Genomic DNA, 22,188 nt, shown 5'->3' with positions numbered 1-22,188 from the left:
CTAGGGAATGCTGCGATCATAAATCAAAACGGCGGGATTCAGGAACTGAGTAAAGATATTAAGAACGGCCTGGAAGTTTGTCATCTTGGAGTCATAACAGGCCACGCCATCGTCTGCCATGAGATAGGGGTTGTTGGCGTTGTCCGTCGAGGCGCGAAGAAGATCTTCTACGCCCCGTTCGTAGACCGTCGTTTTGCCCGAGGCTCTTTCTGTTCGCACCAGGATGGCTTTGCGTCGCGCATTGGTGACCATGGTTCCACCAGCACAGTTCGCCGAGATGACGGCATGGGACAGGCGTGATCCATAGGGAAAGTTCCTGGCCTGAGAGCCAATACCGGCAACAGAGTTTCCCGCCGCAGGAACAGTAAGATTGGAGATGTTGATTTCAACCTCAGCGGGTGTGATGTGCGACGGGCGCACGATCAGTGGGTTCACGCTACCCGTGTCGGGAACAATCACTTGATCACCGGCAATCAGCGGGATGTCCTTAAAGGGCACCCCCGTGAAGGCACCGGTGAGGTCAATCACTTGCTTCCGTGATCCCCGTTTCAACTCCACGGCGGTGACATCGGCGGTGGGAGTCACGCCTCCCGCACGACGCAGAGCCGTGGTGAGCATACGATTGAGCGGGGCCTGCCCAGAGAGTTGAACAGGTGTCTGCGTCTGTTCCACATCACTCAACTCGTTGATCAGCACGCGACCAGGCTGAAAAGCGGATCCAATCACGAAGACGGGAACCGGTGCCCACTGGACGACGCTCAGGCTGACCCTGAGAAAGGATGGTTGAAAGAAGCCCTGTTGCACAAGGGCTTGAGAGACACGCTTCTGCAGCTGCTCAGGTTCCAGGCCGACGGCTGAGATTCCCTTGAGATAGGGAAGCTCAAGTTCTCCGTTCAGATTGATTTCAAAGATTCCACTGAATTCTTCACCCTCCGGAATGGTCACCTTGACTCGATCACCGGGTGAGATCGGCAAAGCCTGAGCTGCACCCGCTGTGCCAATACAGCAGGCCAGCCCAAGAAGCCTGTATACAAGTTTCGACATTGGTGTCGATTCGGAACAGTTTCTCCGATTGGCTTTGCAATCAACCCTAGCGTATCCCTAGTCGGCGAGCCAGCGCGTTGTTTGCTTCGCAGGATTGATAGGCTTCCATTCCATCGCTGGATGATTCCCATCCCAAGCAGGCAGGGCCTCTGAATGTGCATCCGCCCAGCTCCCTGGCGGAGCTGTTGGTCAACGGTCTCGATCTGCAGGACTTGGGACGATGCTTCATCCTTTGAGGCTCAGCTTGATCCGAGGATCGCAGGCATCAGTTCGCCATCCCGGCCCATCAGGCTGCAGCAGCAGCCATCAGAAACCTACCACCTGAGAGTGTTGTACCAGGGAGACCCGCCCTTCCCCCTGACCAACCGCTCCGGCAGCCCCTGGTTTGCGGCGCTGGTGTCCCGTCAACTGGATTGGGGAACTGGCCGCCACCGTCTGCAACAGCAGGTTCCCGGTGGCTGCACGCGGCCCCATCCGCGTGATGGTTCCAGGTTGCCCGCGTTTTGGTCGGCTTCGCCCCAGACGGCTCCGGCGTGCAAGCGATCTCCACAGCTTCCTGATGTCCGATCAGGCCCCGTCGCGGCCATGCCGCCAGGACCATCTCTACGGAACGCCATCGCCGAATCAGAACGGGGCCGGGAACGGGCAACACCCCTAGAGACATTTGAGCCATCGCTGGAGTCATGTCAGGCCATACGGCCAATTGGCCATGGCAACGGCGCTGATTCATGGTGCTGGGCTAAACTTCAATCGCATGGTTGCTTGAGGTACAATGGTCAATATTGTGATTGTTGCCACCGCGAACTATCTTTGGGGTGCTGCAGTTACTGTCCGGTCCGCGTTGGAAGCCTGCAGTACAACCCTCAATCCCTATGTCATCAGCGTTGATCTATCCCCTGAAGACAAGCAGAAGCTCTTTGAATCCTGGCAAACCACCAATCTTGGTGCCATCAAGTTTATTGACTTCGACCTTGGGCAGGTCGATAGGCTTCGTAGCACGCTGCTCGTCAAGAGCAAATCCCCATATGCACGCTTCTTCATTCCCGAATATTTAGCTGATGTTTCCCGCTGTATTTACCTGGATACGGATCTTATCGTGTGCTCGGATCTGAATGGCTTGCAGCTGCTCGATCTGCAAGGGAAATCGAGTGCTTGCGTGATTGACGGTGGTATCGACACCCCGCAGCAGCAACAGCGTCTTCGCGAAAAGCTGAAGCTGGAAAACCCTCAGCAATACTTTAACTCGGGGGTTATCGTCATGGATCTGGACGCCTGGCGTGAACGTCACATTCAATCGAAGGCTTTGACGATTGCGCAAGACAACTACGACTTGCTCGATCAGATGGATCAAGACGCCCTCAATATCGTTCTGGCTGATGACTGGTTGGTTCTTGATCCGAAGTGGAACACCTCGAAAGGCAAGGCGGATATCGGCTTTTCGGATGGAATCATCCATTTCTTAGGTAAGGTCAAGCCCTGGCATGCTGATTACACCGCGAACTTCCAAGACCGATGGTTTGCTCTCCTGGATCGGACCGCATTTTCTGGCCAACGTCCGGTGAAGCTCATGGGTATTGGAGCCGCCTACCGTAAGTTTGTCCGTTCCATTCCAACCTTGGAGATGGTGAAGGGCAAGCTGCGGCGACTCTTGCGTTCTCAATGAGTCTGCCGTGTGGCCAGGCTCCACGCCACCGTGATCCTGGCGCCCAGGATTCTCCCATTCGCTCGGATCTGTAGCCTTCCCTATCCTTTTGGCTGTCCAGCCATCCCTTGCAGGTCAGTCGGTACCGACCCGTCTCTGTGCTGTGCTGATACGATGGCAGAGGCTTTCATGCTATCGCTTCACTCTGGAAGCATTCTGGAAGCGCTCTGGAAGCAGCCACAACGCGCCAGCCGTTCACGCAGCGTTACCAGAATTGTCTCTTTCTTCTGTAACCTCCCGTGCGCATTGGCCTGATCAACGCCTACAGCACCCTGAATCTGGGGGATGCAGCCATCTACAGCGCGTTTCGAAAGCTCCTCCCCGGTGCGGACCTGGTGGGTTGCGTTCAGGATGAGCGGCCTGATTCCACACTGGGCGTCACGTTCTTGCCTGAAAGGCCCAGGAATTGTGAGGCCTACATCAGCGTGGGGGGCGATATCTTCAACAATTCTCGTGAATGGTTCGTCACCAAGGCGTTCCTCATGAACCTGGCGGAACTGAGGCATAGCCCCCGTCACACGTTTCTGTTCGGCCAGTCGATTCCTCGCTCCTGCCACGGCATGAGCTTCTACCTGCTACAGCGCTATTTCAAACGATTGGCGGCCGTCTGTGTGCGTGATGCGGAAAGTCACCAGCGGCTTTGTGCGGCAGGGGTTCCCGCCAGGTTGTCTTACGACATCGCCTTCGTCCTGGAGAGTTCACCCCTTGCGGAGACGACGGCGCGGCAATCCCTCGAACGCCTGGCGATTGATCCTGCCCAGGCCGCCGTGCTTTCCGTGCGTGGCTTTGACAGCATGTATGGCCACGACAATGACGCTTTCGTCACCAGGATGGCCGAGCTCAGTCTTCAACTCTCCGGTGCTGGCCTCAGGCCCCTCATTCTGATCCAATCAGGCGCCTACGGCTCTGACAATGATCTTGAGGTGGCCGCCGCTATCCAGGCCCGTGCTCCCGGCACAGCCATTCTCAATCCGTTTGTCGACCATCCGGCCGTGCCGAGTTGGCAGCTCGCCATGGCCCTGTTCGCCCTGGTGGACATCGTGATTGCGGTGCGCTTTCACACCGCAGTTCTGTCCCTGGCCGCTGGACGGGTTCCGTACCATCTCCACTACTCCAACAAGGGCAGGGACCTCTGCCGGCGGCTCGATCTGCCCGGTTGTGACCTGGCCAGCCTTGATCCCCCTTCGGCCTTGCCGGCCATCCTTGCCACCCGGGGTCGCCTGTTCGCCCACGAGCCTGTCCGCGAGCAGGTTCGCCGCGATTTCCAGTGGTGCCTTGATCAGTTACCTGGAAGCACCTGAAGGGATACCGCCTGCCCCGGCGGGCTAGATTCACCTCATTTAGCCGTTCAAGGATGTACGGGCTTGTCAACCGGGCGATCCAGCAGATGGTCACCACCCACCATGGGGAGGATGTCTGGCAGCGCATCAAGGAGCGGGCGGATCTCCAGGACCTTGATTTCTTCTCCACGTACCAGGCCTATCCCGACGATGTGACCCATCGTCTGGTGGCGGCGGCCACGGAGGAACTTGGCCTCTCAGGTGATCAGATCATGCAGGCTTTTGGTGAGTACTGGATCACCTATACCGCCACGGAAGGCTATGAGCAGCTTCTTGAGAGCACGGGTGAAACCTTGCCGGAATTCCTGGATCACCTCGACAATCTCCACGCCCGCGCCGCCCTGGCCTTTCCTGAGCTGCAGCCGCCCTCCTTCCGTTGCGAGCACCGTGCCGATGCGTCCATGCAATTGGAGTACCGCTCCAAACGGAGAGGCCTGGCCCCGATGGTGACCGGCCTGCTGCATGGCCTCGGCAAGCGGTTCCGTACCCCTCTGGCGGTCGATCAGGTCGCCTCCCGTGACCAGGGTGATGGCACGGATCTGTTCCACGTTCGCCTCGCATCTCCAGCAGACCCTGGGCTTCCCGATGGCGGCATGACCCACGAATGACGATGCGTCGTTTCTGATGGTCATGTCCGTGCCGATTCCTGACCATCTTCTTGACCCTCTGTTTCCGTTTCATCTCGTCGTTGACCGTGGGCTGACCATCCACTCGGCTGGCTCTGTCCTGCGTCGCATCCTGCCTGGTCCGGATCTGTTGGGGCAGCCCCTGGACGAACACTTTCAGCTTCTGCGGCCGGATGTGCCCATGGATTTCGCCAGCCTGAGTGACTGCACAGATCGGCATGTGATCCTCAAGTCTGAGCGGATTGCGTTGCAGCTGAAGGGCCAGATCTGTTGTCTTGATGAGAAGGAGCAGCTGCTGTTCGTCGGAACCCCCTGCTTGCTGCAGCTGGAGGACTTGAAGTCCCTCGGGCTCAAGATCAATGACTTCCCTCTCCATGATTCCCTGGTTGACTTCCTGTTTCTGCTCCAGGCCAGGAATGTGGCGCTCACGGAAAGCCAGAAGCTCAACGAGGTTCTGACGGCTCAGCGGGCGGAGCTGCGGCAGTCAACGCTGCGTCTCTCAGCGCTCAATGCGGAGCTGGAAGCGGCCCGGCAAGCCGCTGAGGCGGCCAATGCCGCCAAGGACACGTTCCTGGCCACGATGAGCCATGAGATCAGGACCCCGATGAACGCCATCATCGGCATGGCAGGGCTGCTTCAGGACTCGCGGCTTGACGCCGTGGATCGGGAATACGTTGAGATCATCAACAGCAGCACCGATTCCCTGCTCACGATCATCAATGACATCCTTGATTTCTCGAAGATTGAATCCGGCGCCATGCAGCTGGATGAGCAGCGTTTCGACCTACGCATCTGCATCGAAGAGGCCCTGGATCTGAGTGTGTCCCGCCTGCAGGACAGGGAGGTGGAACTGATCCTGGACATCGAACCCAGCTTGCCCACGGCCGTCATCGGCGACCTCACCCGCCTCCGCCAGATCCTCTGGAACCTCCTGAGCAATGCCGTCAAATTCACCTCCCAGGGTGAGATTGTCGTCACGGTGACGGCGGAGCCCCAGGGCGCCAGGGCCGGCGAGCCAACCCCCTGCCTGTTCACCTTTCAGATCCGTGACACCGGCATCGGCGTGTCGGCTGCCCTGATTCCCCTGTTGTTTGAACCGTTTCGGCAGGCCGATCCCTCCACGGCCCGGCGCTACGGCGGCACGGGTCTTGGTCTGGCGATCACCCGCCGTCTGTGCGAGTTGATGGGGGGATCGATCGGCCTGGCCAGCGAGGAAGGGGTCGGCAGTGTCTTCACCTTCTCCGTGCTGTTGAGGCTCGACCCGACCTCCACGGCGAGCATCTCCCCGGAGCTCCTGCCGATTCCAGCCCCGCACGCAGCGTCGGTTCTGCTGCTGATCGCCAACCCCGCCCTCCGTGGCCTGCTCCAGAAGCAGCTGGGCTGGATGGGCCTGTCGGTGATCGCTCCCGACCTCTGTCAGATCCCCATGCGGGTTGCCCCCACCGAGATCGCTGATGCCGGCCCAGCTGCCGTCGTGATCGATGGGCGTCTGCTGGTCTGCGAAGGGGACCCTTCGCCTCCGCCCTTCCTGCAGGATCCCCTGCTGCGGATGCGTCCCTGGATCGTCCTGGCCGACCGGAGCAAGGTCACGGAGCTGACGTCGCTCTCCCAGACCCCGCCCGTGATGCTCACCAAGCCCGTGCGACTCGCCCAGCTTCGCCGCGCCCTGCTGCAGCAACTGCAGAGCCCAGCGGAGCAGCGGCTGTCCGCCCCTCCAACCCAACCCCTCCATCCCGTCCCGGAGGGTGGCCCCCAGCGACTCGCCGATCGGCTGCCGCTGCGGTTGCTCGTCGTCGACGACGTCCCCGTGAACCGACAGCTGGCGCTGCTGTTATTGCAGCGCCTGGGCTATCGGGCCGATGCCGTGGCTTCCGGATCCGAGGCCCTCGCGGCCCTGCAGGCGACCCCCTACGACGTTGTCTTCATGGACGTGCAGATGCCGGAGCTGGATGGCTATGCCACCACCAGGGCCATCCGGCAGCTGCCGGCTCCGTTCGTGCAACCCTGGATCATCGCGATGACCGCCCATGGCCGTCCGGAGGATCGCCAGGCCTGCCTCGAGGCCGGCATGGACGACTTCCTGGCCAAGCCGATCGTGCCAGCCCAGCTCAGCTACGCCTTGGAGCACTACACCCCCCGTGACCAACCCCAGGCCCCAGCAGGGGCGGCCGGGGATGACCCGATCGACGCCGGCGCCTGGGAGGAGCTGGAGCTGTCACTCGGCGATGGGGCCGCGCCTCTGCTCCAGGAACTCATTGATCTGTTTCTCGAGGACGCGACAAGCCTGGTCTCGGCCGTCGTGATGGCCCACCAGTACCACGACCCGCCGGCCATGATCGCTGCCGCCCACTCCCTGCGCTCCCCCAGTGCCAGCCTTGGCGCACTGGGTCTGGCCGGCCTGTGCGGAGCGGTCGAGGAGTCCCTGCGCTCCGACCCGGAGGTTTGGCCCCAGCTCAGAATCGACCAGCTGCTCGTCGAGGCTGGCCGGGTCACCGAGGCGCTGCGGCAGCGACGCCCCACGGTCCCGTGAGCCCTCCCCCGATGGACAGCAGAGGTGCCCCGACCACGATCCTGCTCGTCGATGACGATCGCGTCCATTCCCGCCTGCTTCAGGCCAGGCTGAGCAGTCAGGGCTACCGGGTCGTGGTGGTGGACTCCGGCGTCACCGCCCTTGAGCAGGCCCGTCTTTCCCCGCCCACCCTGATCCTCTGCGACTGGCTGATGGACGGCATGGATGGGCTGGAGGTCTGCCGCGCCTGCAAGGCCGACCCTTCCCTGGAGTCGGCCCATTTCATCCTCCTGACCTCCCGTTCCCGGGTCGAGGACCGCGTCCGGGGGCTGGACTGCGGTGCCGATGACTTCCTCAGCAAGCCGGTGGACCCCGACGAGCTGCTGGCACGGGTCCGTTCCGGCATCCGTCTGCACCAGGCCAACGAGCGCCTCAAGGATCTGGCTGAGGAGCTGCGGCAGCAGAAGGCCCGGCTCGATCAGGAGCTGGAGGAGGCGGCGAGCTATGTGCGGTCCCTGTTTCCCGAGTTCATGACCGGTGCCGTCCGCGTGGAGGCGCGCTTCGAGCCCTCCCATGAGCTGGGTGGGGACTCCTTCGACTTCTTCTGGCTGGATGCGGATCATTTCATCCTTTATCTCGCCGATGCCTCCGGCCATGGGCTGGCGGCGGCGTTCCCCTCCATTTCCGTCCACAACCAGCTGCGCTCCCGCTCGTTGCCCGTCGATCTGCGGGATCCGGCCGCGGTGCTGCAGGCCCTCAACGGCGGTTTCCAGATGGAGCGCCACCAGGGCCGCTACCTCACCATCTGGTACGGGGTGTATCAGCTCTCCAGCAGGACCCTGCGCTACGCCAGCGCCGGCCACCCCCCTGCCCTGCTCTGGAGCCGTACGGGGGCTTTCCCCAGCCTCTGGCTCAGGGGCCAGGGCATGGCGGTGGGCCTGTTCGAGGAGTCCACCTATGCCAACGAGAGTCTGGAGGTCGGGGAGGGGGGGTGTCTGCTCGTCTATAGCGATGGGCTCTACGAAGTCCCCAGGCCAGATGGTGTGATGGGTACGTTGGCGGAATTCATGCAGCTGGCGGAACAGTGCCGGGGCCTGCTGTCGGACGACGATGGCCTCGAGCGGCTGCTCTCCCAGATCCATGACATCACGGCCAATACCCCGTTCACCGATGACTATTCGGCGATCCGTGCCATCTTTTCCTGAGACTTCTCAGCGCTCCACGCCTGAACACGTTATGCGATTGGCTTCTGTGACAGGGCCGTCAGGCAGGACTCCCGATTCGGGAAGATCGTGAAGACCTTTTCCGTGCCGGTGAGCTCCAGAACGATCCGCACCTGGCTGGTGAGACTGCACAGATACAGCTGCTTTCCGTGCTCCCTGACCCTCTTGAGCACGGAGACCAGGGCACCGAAGCCACTGCTGTCCATGAAGTCGATGCCCTGAAAGTCAATCAGGATGTCTCCTGGCTTTTCGTTCAGAAGAGAGCCGATGGATGATCGCAGGTCGGCGCCACTCTTGGCATCAAGCAAACCTGAAGGCTTCAGGATGGAGAGATCATCCACACATGGAATCTCGAATCTCATTGATCTTACCATTCCCGCAGGATTGGGGCTTCCGCCAACGGACGGCCCGGCCCAGGGCGGGCTGCGGCTGGCTGGCTTCCTGGTTTGTCCAGCCTGCGCGTGGCCGTGTCCAGGTCCTGAGCGAGCCGGGGCGGCTTCCGGGATGCGGCGCTAAGGTTTGTGAATCACCCGGTGATGTCTGCGGCGCTGGCCATGGTCACGATTGAAGAGCTCCGCCAGAAGTCCCTGCCCTTCGTTGCCGCCGACCGTGACGGGTGCATCGTGGAGATCAACGACCTGTTTGAATCCACCTATGGATGGACCTTGCAGGATCTGGAGGGGCAGTCCCTCTCCATGATTCTTCCCGACTCTTTCCGCGACGCCCACCACCTGGGATTCTCACGCTTTCAGATCGTTGGTGAATCCCAGATTCTCAACCATCCCCTGGAGTTGATGACGATCTGCAAGGATCAGCGCGCCATCAATTCAGAGCATTTCATCGTCGCTGAACGGCGCGGGGATGGCTGGGTCTTTGCGGCGACCCTGCGTCCGCTGAGCTGAGTCCGGGATGGCCGATCAGGAGCTCGTCGCCCAATTGCGCACCACCCTCGGCCGGCTGGAGGCGGCTCTCGGGGCGGTGGAAGAAGCTCTCGCCTTCACCGATCTCGATGGCATCGTCGAGTGGACCAATGCCTCCTTTGATCGCTTCGTGGGTCTCCCACGCCTTCAGTGTCTGGGCCGCTCCCTGAGCGGGATCCTTCCCGACAGCCAACCCCAGGCCACGGCCGAGCCCACGGCCGGCCAGCCCTTCTGGACGCAGGCTCCCGAGGGCACCAGCACCTGGGAGCTCGCCAGCGCCCCACCCCGGCGGGTCATCGAGGTGTCGTGGGCCACCGTCAACGTCCCGAGCAAGCCCTCGCTTGTGTTCACGTTCCGGGATCAGAGTGCGATCGTCCAGGCCCAGGACCGGCTGATCGACGCGCGCGATCAGCTGGAGCAGCAGGTGGCCCAGCGGACTCTGGAGCTGCGGCAGGCCCGGGATGAAGCCCTGGCGGCCAGCCAGTCGAAGACACGTTTTCTGGCCACGATGAGCCATGAGATCCGTACCCCGCTCAACGCCGTGATCGGGATGAGCGACCTGCTGCTGGCCAGCCCGATGGACGGACGCCACAGGGAGATGATCCAGACCATCCATGAGAGCGGCGACTATCTGTTGAATCTGGTCAACGACATTCTCGATATCTCCCAGATCGAGACCGGTCGTCTGGCGTTGAACCCCAGAACGTTTGATCTCCACCATCTGCTCGATGATGTGCTGAATCTGTTTCAGCATCAGGCCTCCATCCGGCAGCTTGATCTGCGGCTCAACCTGTCGCCGGATGTGCCGAGATGGTTGATCGGGGACGATCTCAAGCTGCGTCAGATCCTTTTCAACCTGCTGGGAAATGCCTGCAAATACACCAACCATGGGGAGATCCGGCTCGTCGTCGAGGCCACCCGGACGGCGGCGGATGCCGTCGGGCTGTGGTTGCGTGTCTCCGACACCGGCATCGGCATCGCCGCCGCAGCCCTGCCGTTCATCTTTGAGGAGTTCGTCGGTCACGCCGACCCGGAGCAGACCCGCCAGAGTGCCGGGCTGGGCCTGGCGATCTGTTCCCGGCTGTGCCAGCTGATGGGCGGTGAGATCTCGGTGGATTCCAGCCTCGGCAAGGGCAGCTGTTTTTCGGTCCGCCTGCCCTTCGCGGTGGCCTCAAAGAGCCAGCAGAAGCCTCTCCAGAGCAGCCCTCCCCAAGGTCTGGATCCTGGGCTGAGGATCCTGGTGGCCGACGACAACCGCGTCAACCAGCGCGTGCTGGAGCTGATGCTGGCCAGGCTGAATCTGTCGGTGCAGCTGGTGGGCGATGGCGACGCCACACTCCAGCGCATCCGAAGTGAGCCCTTTGATCTGGTGGTCATGGATGTGGCCATGCCCCGTCTGGATGGCATCTCCGCGGCCCGACAGATGCGTAGCGAGGGCTATTCGGATATCTACATCATTGCCTTGACGGCCTATTCCTTCAGCTCCCATCGCCAGGAGTGTGAAGCCGCCGGGATGAACGACTTTCTCTCCAAGCCCCTGCGTTTCGTGGATCTCTGTGCCGCCCTGGATCGCTTCCAGGCCTGGCGTCGGGATGCGACGCCGTAGGCTGGAGAGTGTGGAGGCCATGGGCGTGAAGCGACCGGAGGACATTCCCGCGCCAAGGCGCCGAATGGTCCGCGATTCCTGCCTGCTGAGCCTGGGAATCATGGCCATCTCCAGCACGGCCCTGATCGTCACCTATCGCGCCGCTGAGGGCAGCCTCTACGCCAACATCCAGGAGCGCTTACGGGATCTGGCCGCGGTCACGGCGTTGGAGATGGATGGGGATCTGCATGAGCGGATCACCCGCCCGGAACAGGCAGGCAGCGTTGCCTATCGCCAGGCCACCGAGCCCCTGCTCCGCCTCAGGCGGTCGGTGCCGGATGTCTTTTACGCCTACACCCTGAGGGGGCCGGCGAAGGATCTCCGCTTCGTTCTCGACAGCACCTACTACATCAAGAACCAAGGGGACGACGTGAGCCCCCTGGTGATCGGCAAGCGCTACGGCGAGGCCCCGCCCTCCGCCCGCTCGGCGGCTCGCGATGGCAGGGTCACGGTGAGCTCGGTTCCCTACACCGATCGGTGGGGCACGTTCCTGAGCAGCTTTGCTCCCTTCCGTGACGGGTCTGGCAGGACGGTGGGTCTGGTGGGTGTCGATCTGTCGATGGCCACCCTCAATCAGCAGCTGTTTCCCCTGCGCCTCAGCCTGGCCCTCTCGCTCACCGGCAGTGCCCTTCTGTCCGCTTTGGCGGGAGTGCTCCACTGGCGTTCGCTGCGCTCCTCGGCTATGGCGCTGGAGGTGAGCCTGGAGGCCCGCGATCTGGCCCGCCGGGCGGCGCAGGACTCCGAGCAGGCCAACCTGGCCAAGACCACCTTCCTGGCCACCATGGGCCACGAGCTGCGGACCCCCCTCAATGGTGTGATCGGACTCACCGACATCCTGCTGAACACGGCCCTCACCGCCCACCAGGAATCGTGCCTGCAGACGGTTCGCAACTCCGGCGAGTCGCTGCTGCTCCTGCTGAACCAGCTGCTCGACTTCTCCGCCATCGACAGTGGCGCCCTGGTGATCGATGCAGCCCCTTGCCGCCTCCGCCCCCTGGTGGAGGAGGTCGTCCATCTGTTCCGCCAGCAGGCCCAGTCGAAGGGGCCGGCCATCACGCTCAGCTTCGATGCCGACATTCCCGACGTCGTGACCTCCGATCCCCTGCACCTGCGGCAGATCCTCGTGAATCTGGTGGGCAATGCGGTCAGGTTCACGGTGCAAGGCGAGGTGGCCGTGGCCGTCGGCGTGGAGGATCTCCTTCCCGATGGCCGCTGGCCCCTGCTCTTCCGTATCCGGGATACCGGGCCCGGGATCAGCCCCTCCTCCCGGGAGACGATCTTCCAGCCCTTCACCCAGGGGGATGGCTCCAGCACCCGTCCCCATGGCGGCACCGGCCTGGGCCTGGCCATCTGCCACCACCTGGTGGTGGCCATGGGGGGCGGGATTGAAGTGGAGAGCGAACCCGGCCAGGGTTGCCTGTTCACGGTCAGCCTGCCGGTGATGGTGCCGGCGGGCCAGGCACCGGCAGAGGCCAGCTTCGCCGCGAGCCATCCGCTGCGGATCCTCCTGGCCGAGGACAATCGCGTCAACGCCCGCGTCTGTGAGCTGATGCTGCAACGGCTCGGCTACGGCGTCAGCGTGGCCTGCGACGGCGAGGAGGCCCTGGAGCAGCAGCGCAGCCTCGACCCGGACATCATCCTGATGGATCTGCGAATGCCGAAACTCGATGGATTCGACGCCACGCGACGGATCCGTGAGCAGGGCGGCCGTGGGGTCCGTCCCTGGATCGTGGCGGTCACCGCCAACATCCGCGAGAGCGACCGCGCCCAGGCGTTGGCGAGCGGCATGGATGACTTCATTGGCAAGCCGATCCGGGTGGAGTCGCTTCAGGGCGCCCTTTCGCGGGCCTATGCGGCCGTGCAGGCCCGCTGATCGGGGAGGTCCGCCCTAGGCCGGCGTCGTTCCCGACAACCTGGCTTGGCTCAGGGCCGCCTCGGCCCGCCGGAACAGGTCCTTGAATCCGCTGTCGTCATCGCCCAGCGAGGCGACACCGCAGCTGATGGCCAGCGGATGGCGGACGCCCTCCACCAGCCAGCCATCGAGGGCCAGGGCGGCCCGCATCTGCTCCGCCAGGGCCAGTCCTTCCGTGCTGTCCATGCCTGGGCGCAGCACGGCGAATTCGTCGGCGGTCACCCGTCCCAGCAGGGAGCTCTCCCCCACCTGGTTCAGCAGCCGGGCAGCCATCTCCTGGAGCAGCCGATCCCCCTGCGGAGCTCCGAACCGGGCGCAGAACCCAGGGAAATCATCGAGTCCGAAGATCAGCAGGGTGAGCGCATCGCCGTTCTGGCGAGCCCGCTGGCACTCCCGCTGCCCCGCCTCCTGGAAGGGGCGTCGGTTCTGGAGCCCCGTGAGAGGACAGAGATAGCTGTTGCGCCGCGATTCCAGATACTGCGTCACCATGCCGGCCAGATCCTGCAGCAGCTGTTGCTCCGTGCCGGCAAGCTGTCTGGGCTGGGGGCTGATCACGCACAGCGTCCCCACGTTGAAGCCGGAGCGGGTTTGCAGCGGGACGCCGGCGTAGAAGCGGATATGGGGGTCCCCCGTCACCAGGGGATTGTCCCGGAAGCGATCATCGGCGGTCGCATCACTGACCACCATGACGTCATCGGAGCAGATGGTGTGGGCACAGAAGGCCAGCTCCCGCGGCGTTTCACTCGGCTCCAGGCCCACCCGGGAGAGAAACCACTGACGCTGGCGGTCCACCAGGGAGATCAGGGCAATCGGAACCCCCAGCATCTGGCTGGCCAGGCGGGTGATGCGGTTGAAGTCTTCCCCGGGCTCCGTATCGAGGATGTACTGGTCGTCCAGCGCCGCCTGCCGCTCGGCTTCGTTGTCCGGAATCGGATAGGAGGACACCGGTCGTCGCTGCCAGGAAAGTCAGTATGGACCGGGGCCCCATCAGGGCAGCCAGGGCGCCTCGGAAAAGTCCGGGTCCCGTTTCTCCAGGAAGGCATTGCGTCCCTCCTGCCCTTCGCTGGTCCGGTAGAAGAGGTGGGTGGCCTGGCCCGCCAGCTCCTGGATCCCCGCCAGACCGTCGGTCTCGGCGTTGAAGGCGGCCTTCAGGCAGCGGATCGCCGTGGGGCTGTGCTGCAGCACTTCCCGCGCCCAGGCCACCCCTTCCCTCTCCAGGTCCTCCAGGGGCACCACCGCGTTTACCAGCCCCATGGCCAGGGCCTGGCCGGCGTCGTAGCGACGGCACAGGAACCAGATCTCCCGGGCCTTGCGCTGGCCCACCACCCGGGCCAGGTAGCCGGCGCCGAAGCCACCGTCGAAACTCCCCACCCGCGGCCCGGTCTGGCCGAAGACGGCGTTCTCGGCCGCCAGGCTCAGATCGCAGAGCAGGTGCAGCACCTGGCCGCCGCCGATGGCGTAACCCGCCACCAGGGCGATCACCACCTTGGGCAGGCTGCGGATGATCCGCTGCAGATCGAGCACGTTGAGCCGCGGCAGGCCCGAATCGTCGAGATAGCCGCCGTCGCCGCGCACGCTCTGGTCACCTCCGGCGCAGAAGGCCCAGACGCCGTCGGCGGCCGGCCCCTCGCCGGTGAACAGCACCACACCGATGGAGGGGTCGTCCCGCACCCGGTTGAAGGCATCGCAGAGCTCCTGCACCGTGAGCGGCCGGAAGGCGTTGCGCTTCTCGGGCCGGTTGATGCTGATCCGGGCGATCCCGTCGCCGCTGGTCTCGAAGCGGATGTCGCTGTAGGTGCCGGCGCTGGTCCAGTGCGGCGGGGCGGGGGGAACGGGGGTCATGGGGAGGGGAACGGCCCGGTGGCCAGGGGGTCGGCCAGATCTGCGGCCATTGTGCGCAGCCGCTGCCGCAGGGCCGCATCCCGGCGTCGGTCGGTGGTCAGCACCAGCAGGGCCAGCGGCTGGGCCAGGGCCCAGGCCAGGGCGTCCTCCAGATCGTCCAGGCTCACCAGCCGCCGCCCAGGGACGCCATGCACCGCCGCCAGCGCCAGCGGGTCCACCGGCTGGGGCATGGCGAACAGGCGCTCGAAATCCATGGCTGCCGCCGGCTGGGTGCGGATGGGCAGCTGCTCGAAGATGCCGCCGCCGCCGTTGTCGATCAGTACGACGGTGAGCCGGCCCCGCAACTGCGGGCGCCACAGCCAGCCGTTGGCATCGTGCAGCAGGGCCAGATCGCCGCTCACCAGCACCAGGGCGCCGAGGGCTTCGGCCAGGCCGCAGGCGCTCGAGAGGGTGCCGTCGATGCCGGAGGCCCCCCGGAAACCGTGCATCGGCCGGGCTGGGGCGGCCGGGTCGGCGAAGCTCTCCCAGTCCCGCACCGGACTGCTGTTGGCCAGCAGCACCGGCAGGCCCGCCGGCAGGAGCCGGCTCAACCGCCGGGCCAGGGCCGGTTCCCCCTCGTCGTTGGCCAGCTCGCGCTCCAGCAGGGCCTGCACCGCCGCCTCCGCCCGCCGCCAGCGGTCCGCCAGCGCCAGTGATGCTTCGGATGGATCGCCCGCCCCGGTCGGCGGCGTCTGCTCCGCCAGCCAGGCCGCCAGGCCGGCGCTGGCCTGACCCCGCACCACCCCGAGGGGATCGAGCCGGCGCCCGTCCCCTTCGCTCACCAGCACCTGGGGGCCCCCCTGGGCCGCCAGCCAGCGCTGCAGGCGTCGGCTGGCCGGCAGGGGGCCCAGGCGCAGCACCTGCAGCGCATCCGCCGGCATCGCCACCCCGCCGCCGGAGCTTTCCGAAAGGATCAGGTCGTAGGCCGTCACCGTGGCCAGATCCGGCAGGCCCCGCAGGCCCGAGAGGGCATCGGCCAGCACCGGCCAGCCGCTGCGGCGCTGCCAGCGCCGCAGGGCCTCCACGTGGGCCGGCCAGGCCGCCGGGGCCCCGCGCCAGGGGCCGGCCACCACCACACCGGGCTCGTCCGGGTCCAGGGCGGTGCCGGACGAGACCAGGGGCACGGCGGCCGCCGGGGGGGCCGTGGTGGCTGCGGCGCCAGCTGCCGCGGGCCTCGGCAGCGCTTCGGCCAGCGCGGCGGCCAGCTGGATCAGATCCGTGCCGTCCGCATGCAGGGGTTCCTCGAAGGGCAGGTTGAGGTGCACCGGGCCGGCGGAGCGGCCGGCCCCATCGCCCCGGGCGGCGGCCAGGGCCCGGCGGGCCAGGGCGTCCAGCTCGGCGGGGGCCATGGCGGCCAGCCCCTCCGGGTCGCCCTCGCCCAGCCAGCGGCAGCTGCCGACCAGGAACACCTCCTGGTTGACGCTCTGGTTGGCGCCGCAGCCCTTGAGGCGCGCCGGCCGGTCGGCCGTCAGCAGCAGCAGGGGGACCGAGCCGAAGTCGGCCTCCACGGCGGCGGGCAGCAGGTTGGCCACGGCGCTGCCCGAGGTGGTGATCACGGCCGCCGGCTGGCCGCTGGCCCGGCCCAGGCCGAGGGCGAAGAAGGCGGCGGAGCGCTCGTCGATGGCGGTGTGCAGCCGCAGGCCCCCGGGCTCCAGCAGGGCCGCCGCCACCGCCAGGGGGGCCGAACGGCTGCCGGGGCAGAGCACCCCGTGGGCCAGGCCGCCCCGGCGCAGTGCCCCCAGGAGCGCCACAGCCGCCCGCACATTGGCCAGTGATGTGGCGGACCCGGCCAAGGGGGACGCTCCGGTGTTCAGGATGGGGGAATCATCCTCACGGACGGTTTCCCCATGGGCAGCGGCCCCGCCATCGCCCCGCCCACGCCGCCTTCCGCCCCCCAGGGTGGGGCAGGGGGCCTGCTGCGGCAGCTGTTCCGGCTGCTGCTGTGGGTGCTGGTGGCGCTGCTGCTTCGCTGGACGGTGGTGGAGCCCCGCTGGATTCCGTCGGGCTCGATGCTGCCCACCCTCCAGCTCCAGGACCGGGTCCTGGTGGAGAAGCTGAGCCCCCGCTTCGGGTCGGGGGTGCGGACGGGCCGCATCGTCGTCTTCCATCCGCCGGCCGCCCTGCAGCAGGCGGGCTACGACCCCGGCGCGGCCCTGATCAAGCGGGTGGTGGCGGTGGCCGGCGACCGGGTGGAGGTCAAGGGCGGCCGCCTCTGGCGCAACGGCATCCCCGCGGAGCCGGACTGGGCCCGTGAGCCGATGGACTACGGCCTGGAGCCCTTCGTGGTTCCGCCTGGGCAGGTGCTGGTGCTGGGGGACAACCGCAATGCCAGCCTGGATTCCCACCTCTGGGGCCCCCTGCCGGAGAGCGACCTGATCGGCACCGCCATCTGGCGGTACTGGCCCCTGGCCCGGTTCGGTCCGGTTGGGTTCTCCACTCCAGACGCTGGGGAAGCCGCTTGAAAGACTGCGTTAGGGTGCACGTCGTGTTACAGCGCACACCGGAGGGCACATGTTCAACCCGGAGTTCCTGACCGCCGACAACGAGGCGATCAGCGACAATTCGCTGATTCAGTACCTGCAGGAACAGTCCCCGGATGTGCTCCAGAGGGTGGCGCGTTCGGCCACCGGCGACATCCAGGACATCATCCGCCACAACGTCCAGGGCCTGCTGGGCATGCTTCCCGGTGAGCAGTTCGAGGTGAAGATCCAGGCCAGCCGCGACAACCTCGCGGGCCTGCTGGCCTCGGCGATGATGACCGGTTACTTCCTGCGCCAGATGGAGCAGCGCATGGAGCTGGAGTCGGCCATGCTCGGCAGCGGCGGCTTCGAGGGGGGCCTCGACGCGGACCCCGGAGAACTCGAGCTCTAGTCCTCAGCGCTCCTTCCAGGCCTCAGGCCTCCCCTTCCCCCGGCACCAGCCCCAGCCGCACCAGGGTGTTGTCGATGCCGGCCAGGGTTTCCCAGGCTCCCTGATCGGGGGCCCACTCGTCCGCGTCGATCCGATCGGCCAGGGCCGCCAGCTCCTGGGGCGAACTGGCCACGGGGGCGTCATGGTGGGCCGGAACCACCCAGCGCAGGTCCTTGAGGCCCGCCAGAAGCCGGATCCAGGCCACCAGGGCGGCCCGCTGGCGGGGGAACACCAGCCGCTCCAGCACGGCCGCCACCTGCAGGGTGCTGCGGCCCCCCGGCGCCAGGGCCTGGAAGTCGGCCTGCCAGCCGGGCAGCCAGCGGAACGGGTAGAAGCCGAAGTGGGCGCGGGCGTCGCGACACCCCGGTGCCAGGCAGCGGCGCAGCACCTCGCCCAGGGGCGGCACCTCCAGGGGACGGGGGCGCAGATAGGTGGCGAACAGCACCAGCCGCCACCAACCCCGGCGGCGTCGCTCGGGATCGTCCTGCAGCGGCTCATCCCCCTGCTCGCGGGCATGGAACAGCAGCGGCGTGGGATCGAGATCGAACACCGCCGGCGGCTCCGGCGGAATCGCCACCAGGGCATCGGTGAGCAGCAGGCTGCCGCTGGCCCGATCGAAGCAGGCGATCTCCAGGAAGGTGCCCAGCCCCAGGTCCAGGGGGCCCAGGGGCAACCAGTCGAGCTGGTCGCCGTGGGGTACCCCGTCGCTGAGCAGCACCCGGGTGCGGGCGGCGGGGAACCCCAGCCAGGCGGGCGGCAGCGCCAGGGGGAAACTCCACTGCCGCGGCGTGACCCATACCTGGGCCCGGGGGAAAGCCCGGGCCATGGCCGGCACCGGCAGCTTGTGCTCCAGCCCCGACGCGGTGGGCAGCACGATGGTGCACACCGGGCCGTGGCGCTCCTCCAGGTCCCGCAGACGGGAGCGCACCTCGGCGGTGGGGGCCACCGGGGCGTAGAGCAGCAGCCCCTCCCGCACCCGCAGCACCAGCATGCGGATCGGCACGGCCACGTACCAGACCCCCTGCAGCTGCTCGAAGCTCCACAGCCGCCCGGCGACCAGCTCCCGCACCAGGGTGCGGCGGCGGCCGTAGGGGTAGAGGGGCAGCAGGGGCCACCAGGGCCAGCGCTGGTCCGCGGGCGAGACAGGGGCGGCGCCGCTGGCGGACGCGCTCACGCGGATGGGAAGCGGGAGGCCCGCGGCGAGCGGCGCCGCTGGGCGAGCAGGCCATGGCGCGGTGCCAGCAGGAAGCACAGCAGGAACAGCAGCGTCTGCACCAGCACGATGCAGCCGGCGGTGGAGGCATCCATCCAGTAGCTCCAGTAGATCCCGGCCACGCTGGAGATCACCGCCGAGAGGATCGACAGCCACACCATGCGGTCGAAGCGATCGGTGAGCAGGTAGGCGGTGGCCCCCGGGGTGACCAGCATCGCCACCACCAGGATGATGCCCACGGTCTGCAGGCCCGCCACCGCCGCCAGGGACAGCATCGACAGCAGCAGGTAGTGCAGCACGCCGGTGTGGAGGCCGATGGAGCGGGCGTGGGTGGGATCGAAGCAGAACAGGATCAGGTCCTTGCGCAGCACCAGCAGCACGGAGAGCACCAGGACGCTGATCACCACCGTCTGGAGGATGTCGGAGGAGCTGATGCCCAGCACGTTGCCGAACAGGATGTGGGAGAGGTCGATGCTGCTGCGCACCTTGGAGATCAGCGTCAGGCCGAGGGCGAAGAAGCCGGTGAACACCAACCCGATCACCGTGTCCTCCTTGATCCGGGTCATCTGCTTGATGTAGCCGATCAGGGCCACCGAGCCGACCCCGAAGACGAAGGCCCCCACCGCGAAGGGCAGGTTCAGGGCATAGGCGATCACCACGCCCGGCATCACCGCATGGGACACCGCATCCCCCATCAGGGCCCAGCCCTTGAGGGTCATGTAGCAGGAGAGCAGGCCGCAGACGCAGGAGACGAGCATGCTGACCAGCAGGGCCCGCACCATGAACTCCTGCTGGAGCGGTTCGATCAGCCAGGTGAGCACGGCCGTCATGGCGCCTGCGGCGGCTCGGGCTCGACGGCCGCGGTCGGGTCGCCCTCCAGCCGCAGGCCGCCGAAGGTGAGGGCCAGGTTCTCGCTGGTGAACACCGAGGAGGTTTCGCCGTAGGCGAGCACGGTCTTGTTGATCAGCACCACCTGGTCGCAGAAGCTGGTGACGTGGGCCAGGTCGTGGGTGGAGATCATCAGGGTGCGCCCCTCGCGCCGGAATTGCTCGAACAGCTCGATCATCAGTTTCTCGGTGCGGATGTCGACGCCGTTGAAGGGCTCATCCAGCAGCATCACCGACGCACCCTGGGCCAGGGCCCGCGCCAGGAAGGCGCGCTTGCGCTGGCCGCCGGAAAGGGCGCCGATCTGGCGGTGGCGCAGGGGCCACAGGTCAACCCTCTCGAGCGCCTCCTTCACCGCTTCCCGGTCGACCGGACGGGGGATGCGCAGCAGATTCATGCTGCCGTAGCGGCCCATCATCACCACCTCATGGACGTTGACCGGGAAGTTCCAGTCGACGCTTTCGGTCTGGGGGACGTAGGCCACCGCCCGGGCCCGGCGTGCCTGCCGCAGGGGCAGGCCGTTGATGGCGATGCTGCCGGCCGAGGGGCGCACAAAGCCCATCAGGGCCTTGAACAGGGTGGATTTGCCGGCCCCGTTCATCCCCACCAGGGCGCAGATGGTGCCGGCATCGAGATGCAGGGAGGCCTCATGGACGGCCACCACCCCGTGGTAATCGACGCAGAGGTTGTGGACGGCGATGCGCTCGCTGCCGGGCAAGGGGGTGGGGCGAGAGGGCATTGGTTCAGCTCCCCGCCAGACCCGCTTGCAGGGTCTCCACGTTATGACGCTGCAGCTCCAGAAGATTGGGGGCCGGGCCGTCCGGCAGGGAGAGCGAATCCACGTGGAACACGCCGCCGAAGCGGGCCCCCGACTGCTTCGCCACCTGCTTCTGGGGCTCGGCGCTGACCGTGCTTTCGCAGAACACCGCCGGCACCCGGCGCTCCTTCACCAGGGCGATCAGGCGGGCCATCCGCTGGGGGGTGACCTGGGATTCGGCGTTCACCGGCCACAGGTAGGCCTCGGTGAGGCCGTAGTCGCGGGCCAGGTAGGAGAAGGCCCCCTCACAGGTGGCCAGCACTCGCTGGCCGGGGGGGATCCGGGCCAGGGAGGTCCGCAGTTCCCGGTCGAGGGCGTCCAGCTCGGCGCTGTAGCGCTCGGCGTTGCGCTGGAAGGTGGCGGCCCCGGCGGGGTCGAGCCGGGTCAGGGCGCGGCGGATGTTCTCCACATAGACCTTGGCCAGCCGGGGGGACATCCAGGCGTGGGGGTTGGGCTTGCCCTGGTAGGCGTCGCCGGCGATCGGCAGGGGCGTGATGCCCTCGGTGAGGGTCACGTGGGGCACCTCGGGGAGGCCGGCATAGAAGCGCTGGGCCCAGCGTTCCAGCCCGAAGCCGTTCTCCAGCACCATCTGGGCCCCCGAGGCCCGCTTCAGATCGCTGGGGGTGGGCTCGTAGCCGTGGATCTCGGCCCCCAGTCGGGTGATCGATTCCACCCGCACCCGCTCGCCGGCCACCTGCCGCGCCATGTCCGCCAGGATCGTGAAGGTGGTGAGCACCAGGGGACGGTCGTCCTTCGCCCCGGCCGTGTCGCTGGCCCCGGCGGTGTCGCTCGCGCCGGGGGCCTTGCCGCCGCCCTGGGGGCCGGGGCTGCAGCCACCGCTCAGCAGCGGAAGCATCAGGGCGGCGGCCACCAGGGCCTGCTTCAGGAGGAAGCGGGGGGCTTCGGGGTGGCCCTGGCCGTCACGGCGGTGCTGGGGCATGGCGGCCGCTGGCGAGCAGAAAGCTTGGAATGAACATTCTGGCCGCCACCGCCGCCCAGCTACGGCCGGATGGCCGCCAAGGAAAAGCCCCCTCGGCGTCCGCAGGGGACGGAGGGGGCAGGGTCTGGAACGGCGAGCGGACCGGGGGCCGCAGCCGACCGTGGGTGCCGAGGGGATCAGCCGATCGCCGGAGCCTGCAGGGCCACGGGAACGGACTGCACGGTGGCCAGATCGAGGGGGAAGTTGTGGGCGTTGCGCTCGTGCATCACCTCGAAGCCGAGGTTGGCGCGGTTGAGCACGTCGGCCCAGGTGTTCACCACCCGGCCCTGGCTGTCGAGAACGGACTGGTTGAAGTTGAAGCCGTTCAGGTTGAACGCCATGGTGCTGATGCCCAGGGACGTGAACCAGATGCCGACCACGGGCCAGGCGGCCAGGAAGAAGTGGAGGCTGCGGCTGTTGTTGAAGGAGGCGTACTGGAAGATCAGACGACCGAAGTAGCCGTGGGCGGCCACGATGTTGTAGGTCTCTTCCTCCTGGCCGAACTTGTAGCCGTAGTTCTGGGACTCGCTCTCGGTGGTTTCACGCACCAGGGAGGAGGTCACCAGGGAGCCGTGCATGGCG

20 protein-coding genes are annotated in these 22,188 nt (G+C 66.2%); 10 read left to right on the top strand and 10 right to left on the bottom strand.

Annotated features, from left to right (window positions below):
- Window positions 1-1,044 (bottom strand): polysaccharide biosynthesis/export family protein, encoded by a 1,044-nt coding sequence (locus KUG38_RS09175; protein ID WP_216920789.1) that lies wholly within the window; start codon window positions 1,042-1,044, stop codon window positions 1-3.
- Window positions 1,045-1,816: 772 nt separating this feature from the next.
- On the opposite strand from KUG38_RS09175, the gene KUG38_RS09170 reads away from it, so the two are divergent.
- From KUG38_RS09170 to KUG38_RS09150, 5 genes are all read left to right on the top strand, one after another.
- Window positions 1,817-2,707, top strand: a complete 891-nt coding sequence (locus KUG38_RS09170) for a glycosyltransferase family 8 protein (protein ID WP_216920786.1) — start codon at window positions 1,817-1,819, stop codon at window positions 2,705-2,707.
- Window positions 2,708-2,985: 278 nt separating this feature from the next.
- Window positions 2,986-4,047 (top strand): polysaccharide pyruvyl transferase family protein, encoded by a 1,062-nt coding sequence (locus tag KUG38_RS09165; RefSeq protein WP_353617761.1) that lies wholly within the window; start codon window positions 2,986-2,988, stop codon window positions 4,045-4,047.
- A 53-nt stretch (window positions 4,048-4,100) separates the two neighbouring features.
- Window positions 4,101-4,694 (top strand): heme NO-binding domain-containing protein, encoded by a 594-nt coding sequence (locus tag KUG38_RS09160; RefSeq protein ID WP_216920784.1) that lies wholly within the window; start codon window positions 4,101-4,103, stop codon window positions 4,692-4,694.
- A 16-nt stretch (window positions 4,695-4,710) separates the two neighbouring features.
- Complete coding sequence (locus KUG38_RS09155; RefSeq protein WP_353617760.1) at window positions 4,711-7,242, top strand: ATP-binding protein; 2,532 nt, start codon at window positions 4,711-4,713, stop codon at window positions 7,240-7,242.
- A gap of 11 nt (window positions 7,243-7,253) precedes the next feature.
- Window positions 7,254-8,426 (top strand): PP2C family protein-serine/threonine phosphatase, encoded by a 1,173-nt coding sequence (locus KUG38_RS09150; RefSeq protein WP_216920781.1) that lies wholly within the window; start codon window positions 7,254-7,256, stop codon window positions 8,424-8,426.
- Window positions 8,427-8,455: 29 nt separating this feature from the next.
- Here the strand turns inward: KUG38_RS09150 and KUG38_RS09145 are convergent, their stop codons facing one another.
- The gene (locus KUG38_RS09145) at window positions 8,456-8,806 is read right to left on the bottom strand and encodes an STAS domain-containing protein (RefSeq protein WP_286195835.1); all 351 of its coding nucleotides are present in this window, start codon (window positions 8,804-8,806) and stop codon (window positions 8,456-8,458) included.
- 174 nt (window positions 8,807-8,980) lie between these two features.
- On the opposite strand from KUG38_RS09145, the gene KUG38_RS09140 reads away from it, so the two are divergent.
- From KUG38_RS09140 to KUG38_RS09130, 3 genes are read left to right on the top strand one after another with little or no spacing between them, the layout of a single operon-like run.
- Window positions 8,981-9,346, top strand: a complete 366-nt coding sequence (locus KUG38_RS09140) for a PAS domain S-box protein (RefSeq protein WP_286195833.1) — start codon at window positions 8,981-8,983, stop codon at window positions 9,344-9,346.
- Between the two features lie 7 nt (window positions 9,347-9,353).
- Window positions 9,354-10,970 carry an ATP-binding protein gene (locus tag KUG38_RS09135; protein WP_216920779.1) on the top strand — a complete coding sequence of 539 codons (1,617 nt, stop codon included), beginning with the start codon at window positions 9,354-9,356 and terminating at the stop codon, window positions 10,968-10,970.
- Entirely contained in the window at window positions 10,957-12,882 is a 1,926-nt protein-coding gene (locus KUG38_RS09130; RefSeq protein WP_216920778.1) for an ATP-binding protein, read from the top strand. The genes KUG38_RS09135 and KUG38_RS09130 overlap by 14 nt, the downstream gene beginning before the upstream one ends.
- A gap of 15 nt (window positions 12,883-12,897) precedes the next feature.
- Here the strand turns inward: KUG38_RS09130 and KUG38_RS09125 are convergent, their stop codons facing one another.
- From KUG38_RS09125 to menD, 3 genes are read right to left on the bottom strand one after another with little or no spacing between them, the layout of a single operon-like run.
- Window positions 12,898-13,866, bottom strand: coding sequence for a sensor domain-containing diguanylate cyclase (locus tag KUG38_RS09125; RefSeq protein WP_216920777.1), 969 nt, complete (start codon window positions 13,864-13,866; stop codon window positions 12,898-12,900).
- A gap of 42 nt (window positions 13,867-13,908) precedes the next feature.
- Window positions 13,909-14,763 (bottom strand): 1,4-dihydroxy-2-naphthoyl-CoA synthase, encoded by an 855-nt coding sequence (gene menB, locus KUG38_RS09120; RefSeq protein WP_216920776.1) that lies wholly within the window; start codon window positions 14,761-14,763, stop codon window positions 13,909-13,911.
- Window positions 14,760-16,595, bottom strand: a complete 1,836-nt coding sequence (gene menD, locus KUG38_RS09115) for a 2-succinyl-5-enolpyruvyl-6-hydroxy-3-cyclohexene-1-carboxylic-acid synthase (RefSeq protein ID WP_216920774.1) — start codon at window positions 16,593-16,595, stop codon at window positions 14,760-14,762. The genes menB and menD overlap by 4 nt, the downstream gene beginning before the upstream one ends.
- Before the next feature lie 54 nt (window positions 16,596-16,649).
- Between menD and lepB the strand changes: the two genes are divergently transcribed.
- Complete coding sequence (gene lepB, locus KUG38_RS09110) at window positions 16,650-17,264, top strand: signal peptidase I (RefSeq protein WP_286195829.1); 615 nt, start codon at window positions 16,650-16,652, stop codon at window positions 17,262-17,264.
- 49 nt (window positions 17,265-17,313) lie between these two features.
- Window positions 17,314-17,673 carry a DUF760 domain-containing protein gene (locus KUG38_RS09105; RefSeq protein WP_094585938.1) on the top strand — a complete coding sequence of 120 codons (360 nt, stop codon included), beginning with the start codon at window positions 17,314-17,316 and terminating at the stop codon, window positions 17,671-17,673.
- A gap of 22 nt (window positions 17,674-17,695) precedes the next feature.
- Here the strand turns inward: KUG38_RS09105 and KUG38_RS09100 are convergent, their stop codons facing one another.
- The 5 genes from KUG38_RS09100 to KUG38_RS09080 all read right to left on the bottom strand — a co-directional run.
- Window positions 17,696-18,886 (bottom strand): DUF4336 domain-containing protein, encoded by a 1,191-nt coding sequence (locus KUG38_RS09100; protein WP_216920772.1) that lies wholly within the window; start codon window positions 18,884-18,886, stop codon window positions 17,696-17,698.
- Entirely contained in the window at window positions 18,883-19,755 is an 873-nt protein-coding gene (locus tag KUG38_RS09095) for a metal ABC transporter permease (protein WP_216920770.1), read from the bottom strand. Before KUG38_RS09095 ends, KUG38_RS09100 begins: the two co-directional genes overlap by 4 nt.
- Entirely contained in the window at window positions 19,752-20,549 is a 798-nt protein-coding gene (locus tag KUG38_RS09090) for a metal ABC transporter ATP-binding protein (protein ID WP_216920768.1), read from the bottom strand. The genes KUG38_RS09095 and KUG38_RS09090 overlap by 4 nt, the downstream gene beginning before the upstream one ends.
- Window positions 20,550-20,553: 4 nt before the next feature.
- On the bottom strand, window positions 20,554-21,567 hold the full coding sequence (locus KUG38_RS09085) for a metal ABC transporter substrate-binding protein (protein WP_216920766.1): 1,014 nt from the start codon (window positions 21,565-21,567) through the stop codon (window positions 20,554-20,556).
- Window positions 21,568-21,743: 176 nt separating this feature from the next.
- The coding region (locus tag KUG38_RS09080; RefSeq protein ID WP_502988694.1) for a photosynthetic reaction center family protein at window positions 21,744-22,188 on the bottom strand (445 nt) is incomplete at its 5' end.

The sequence above is a fragment of the Synechococcus sp. CCAP 1479/9 genome (assembly GCF_019038535.1).
In the GTDB taxonomy this organism is placed as follows: Bacteria; Cyanobacteriota; Cyanobacteriia; order PCC-6307; family Cyanobiaceae; genus Cyanobium.
Note: the sequence above shows the minus strand (reverse complement) of the source record. Positions and strands in the feature narration are given on the sequence as shown.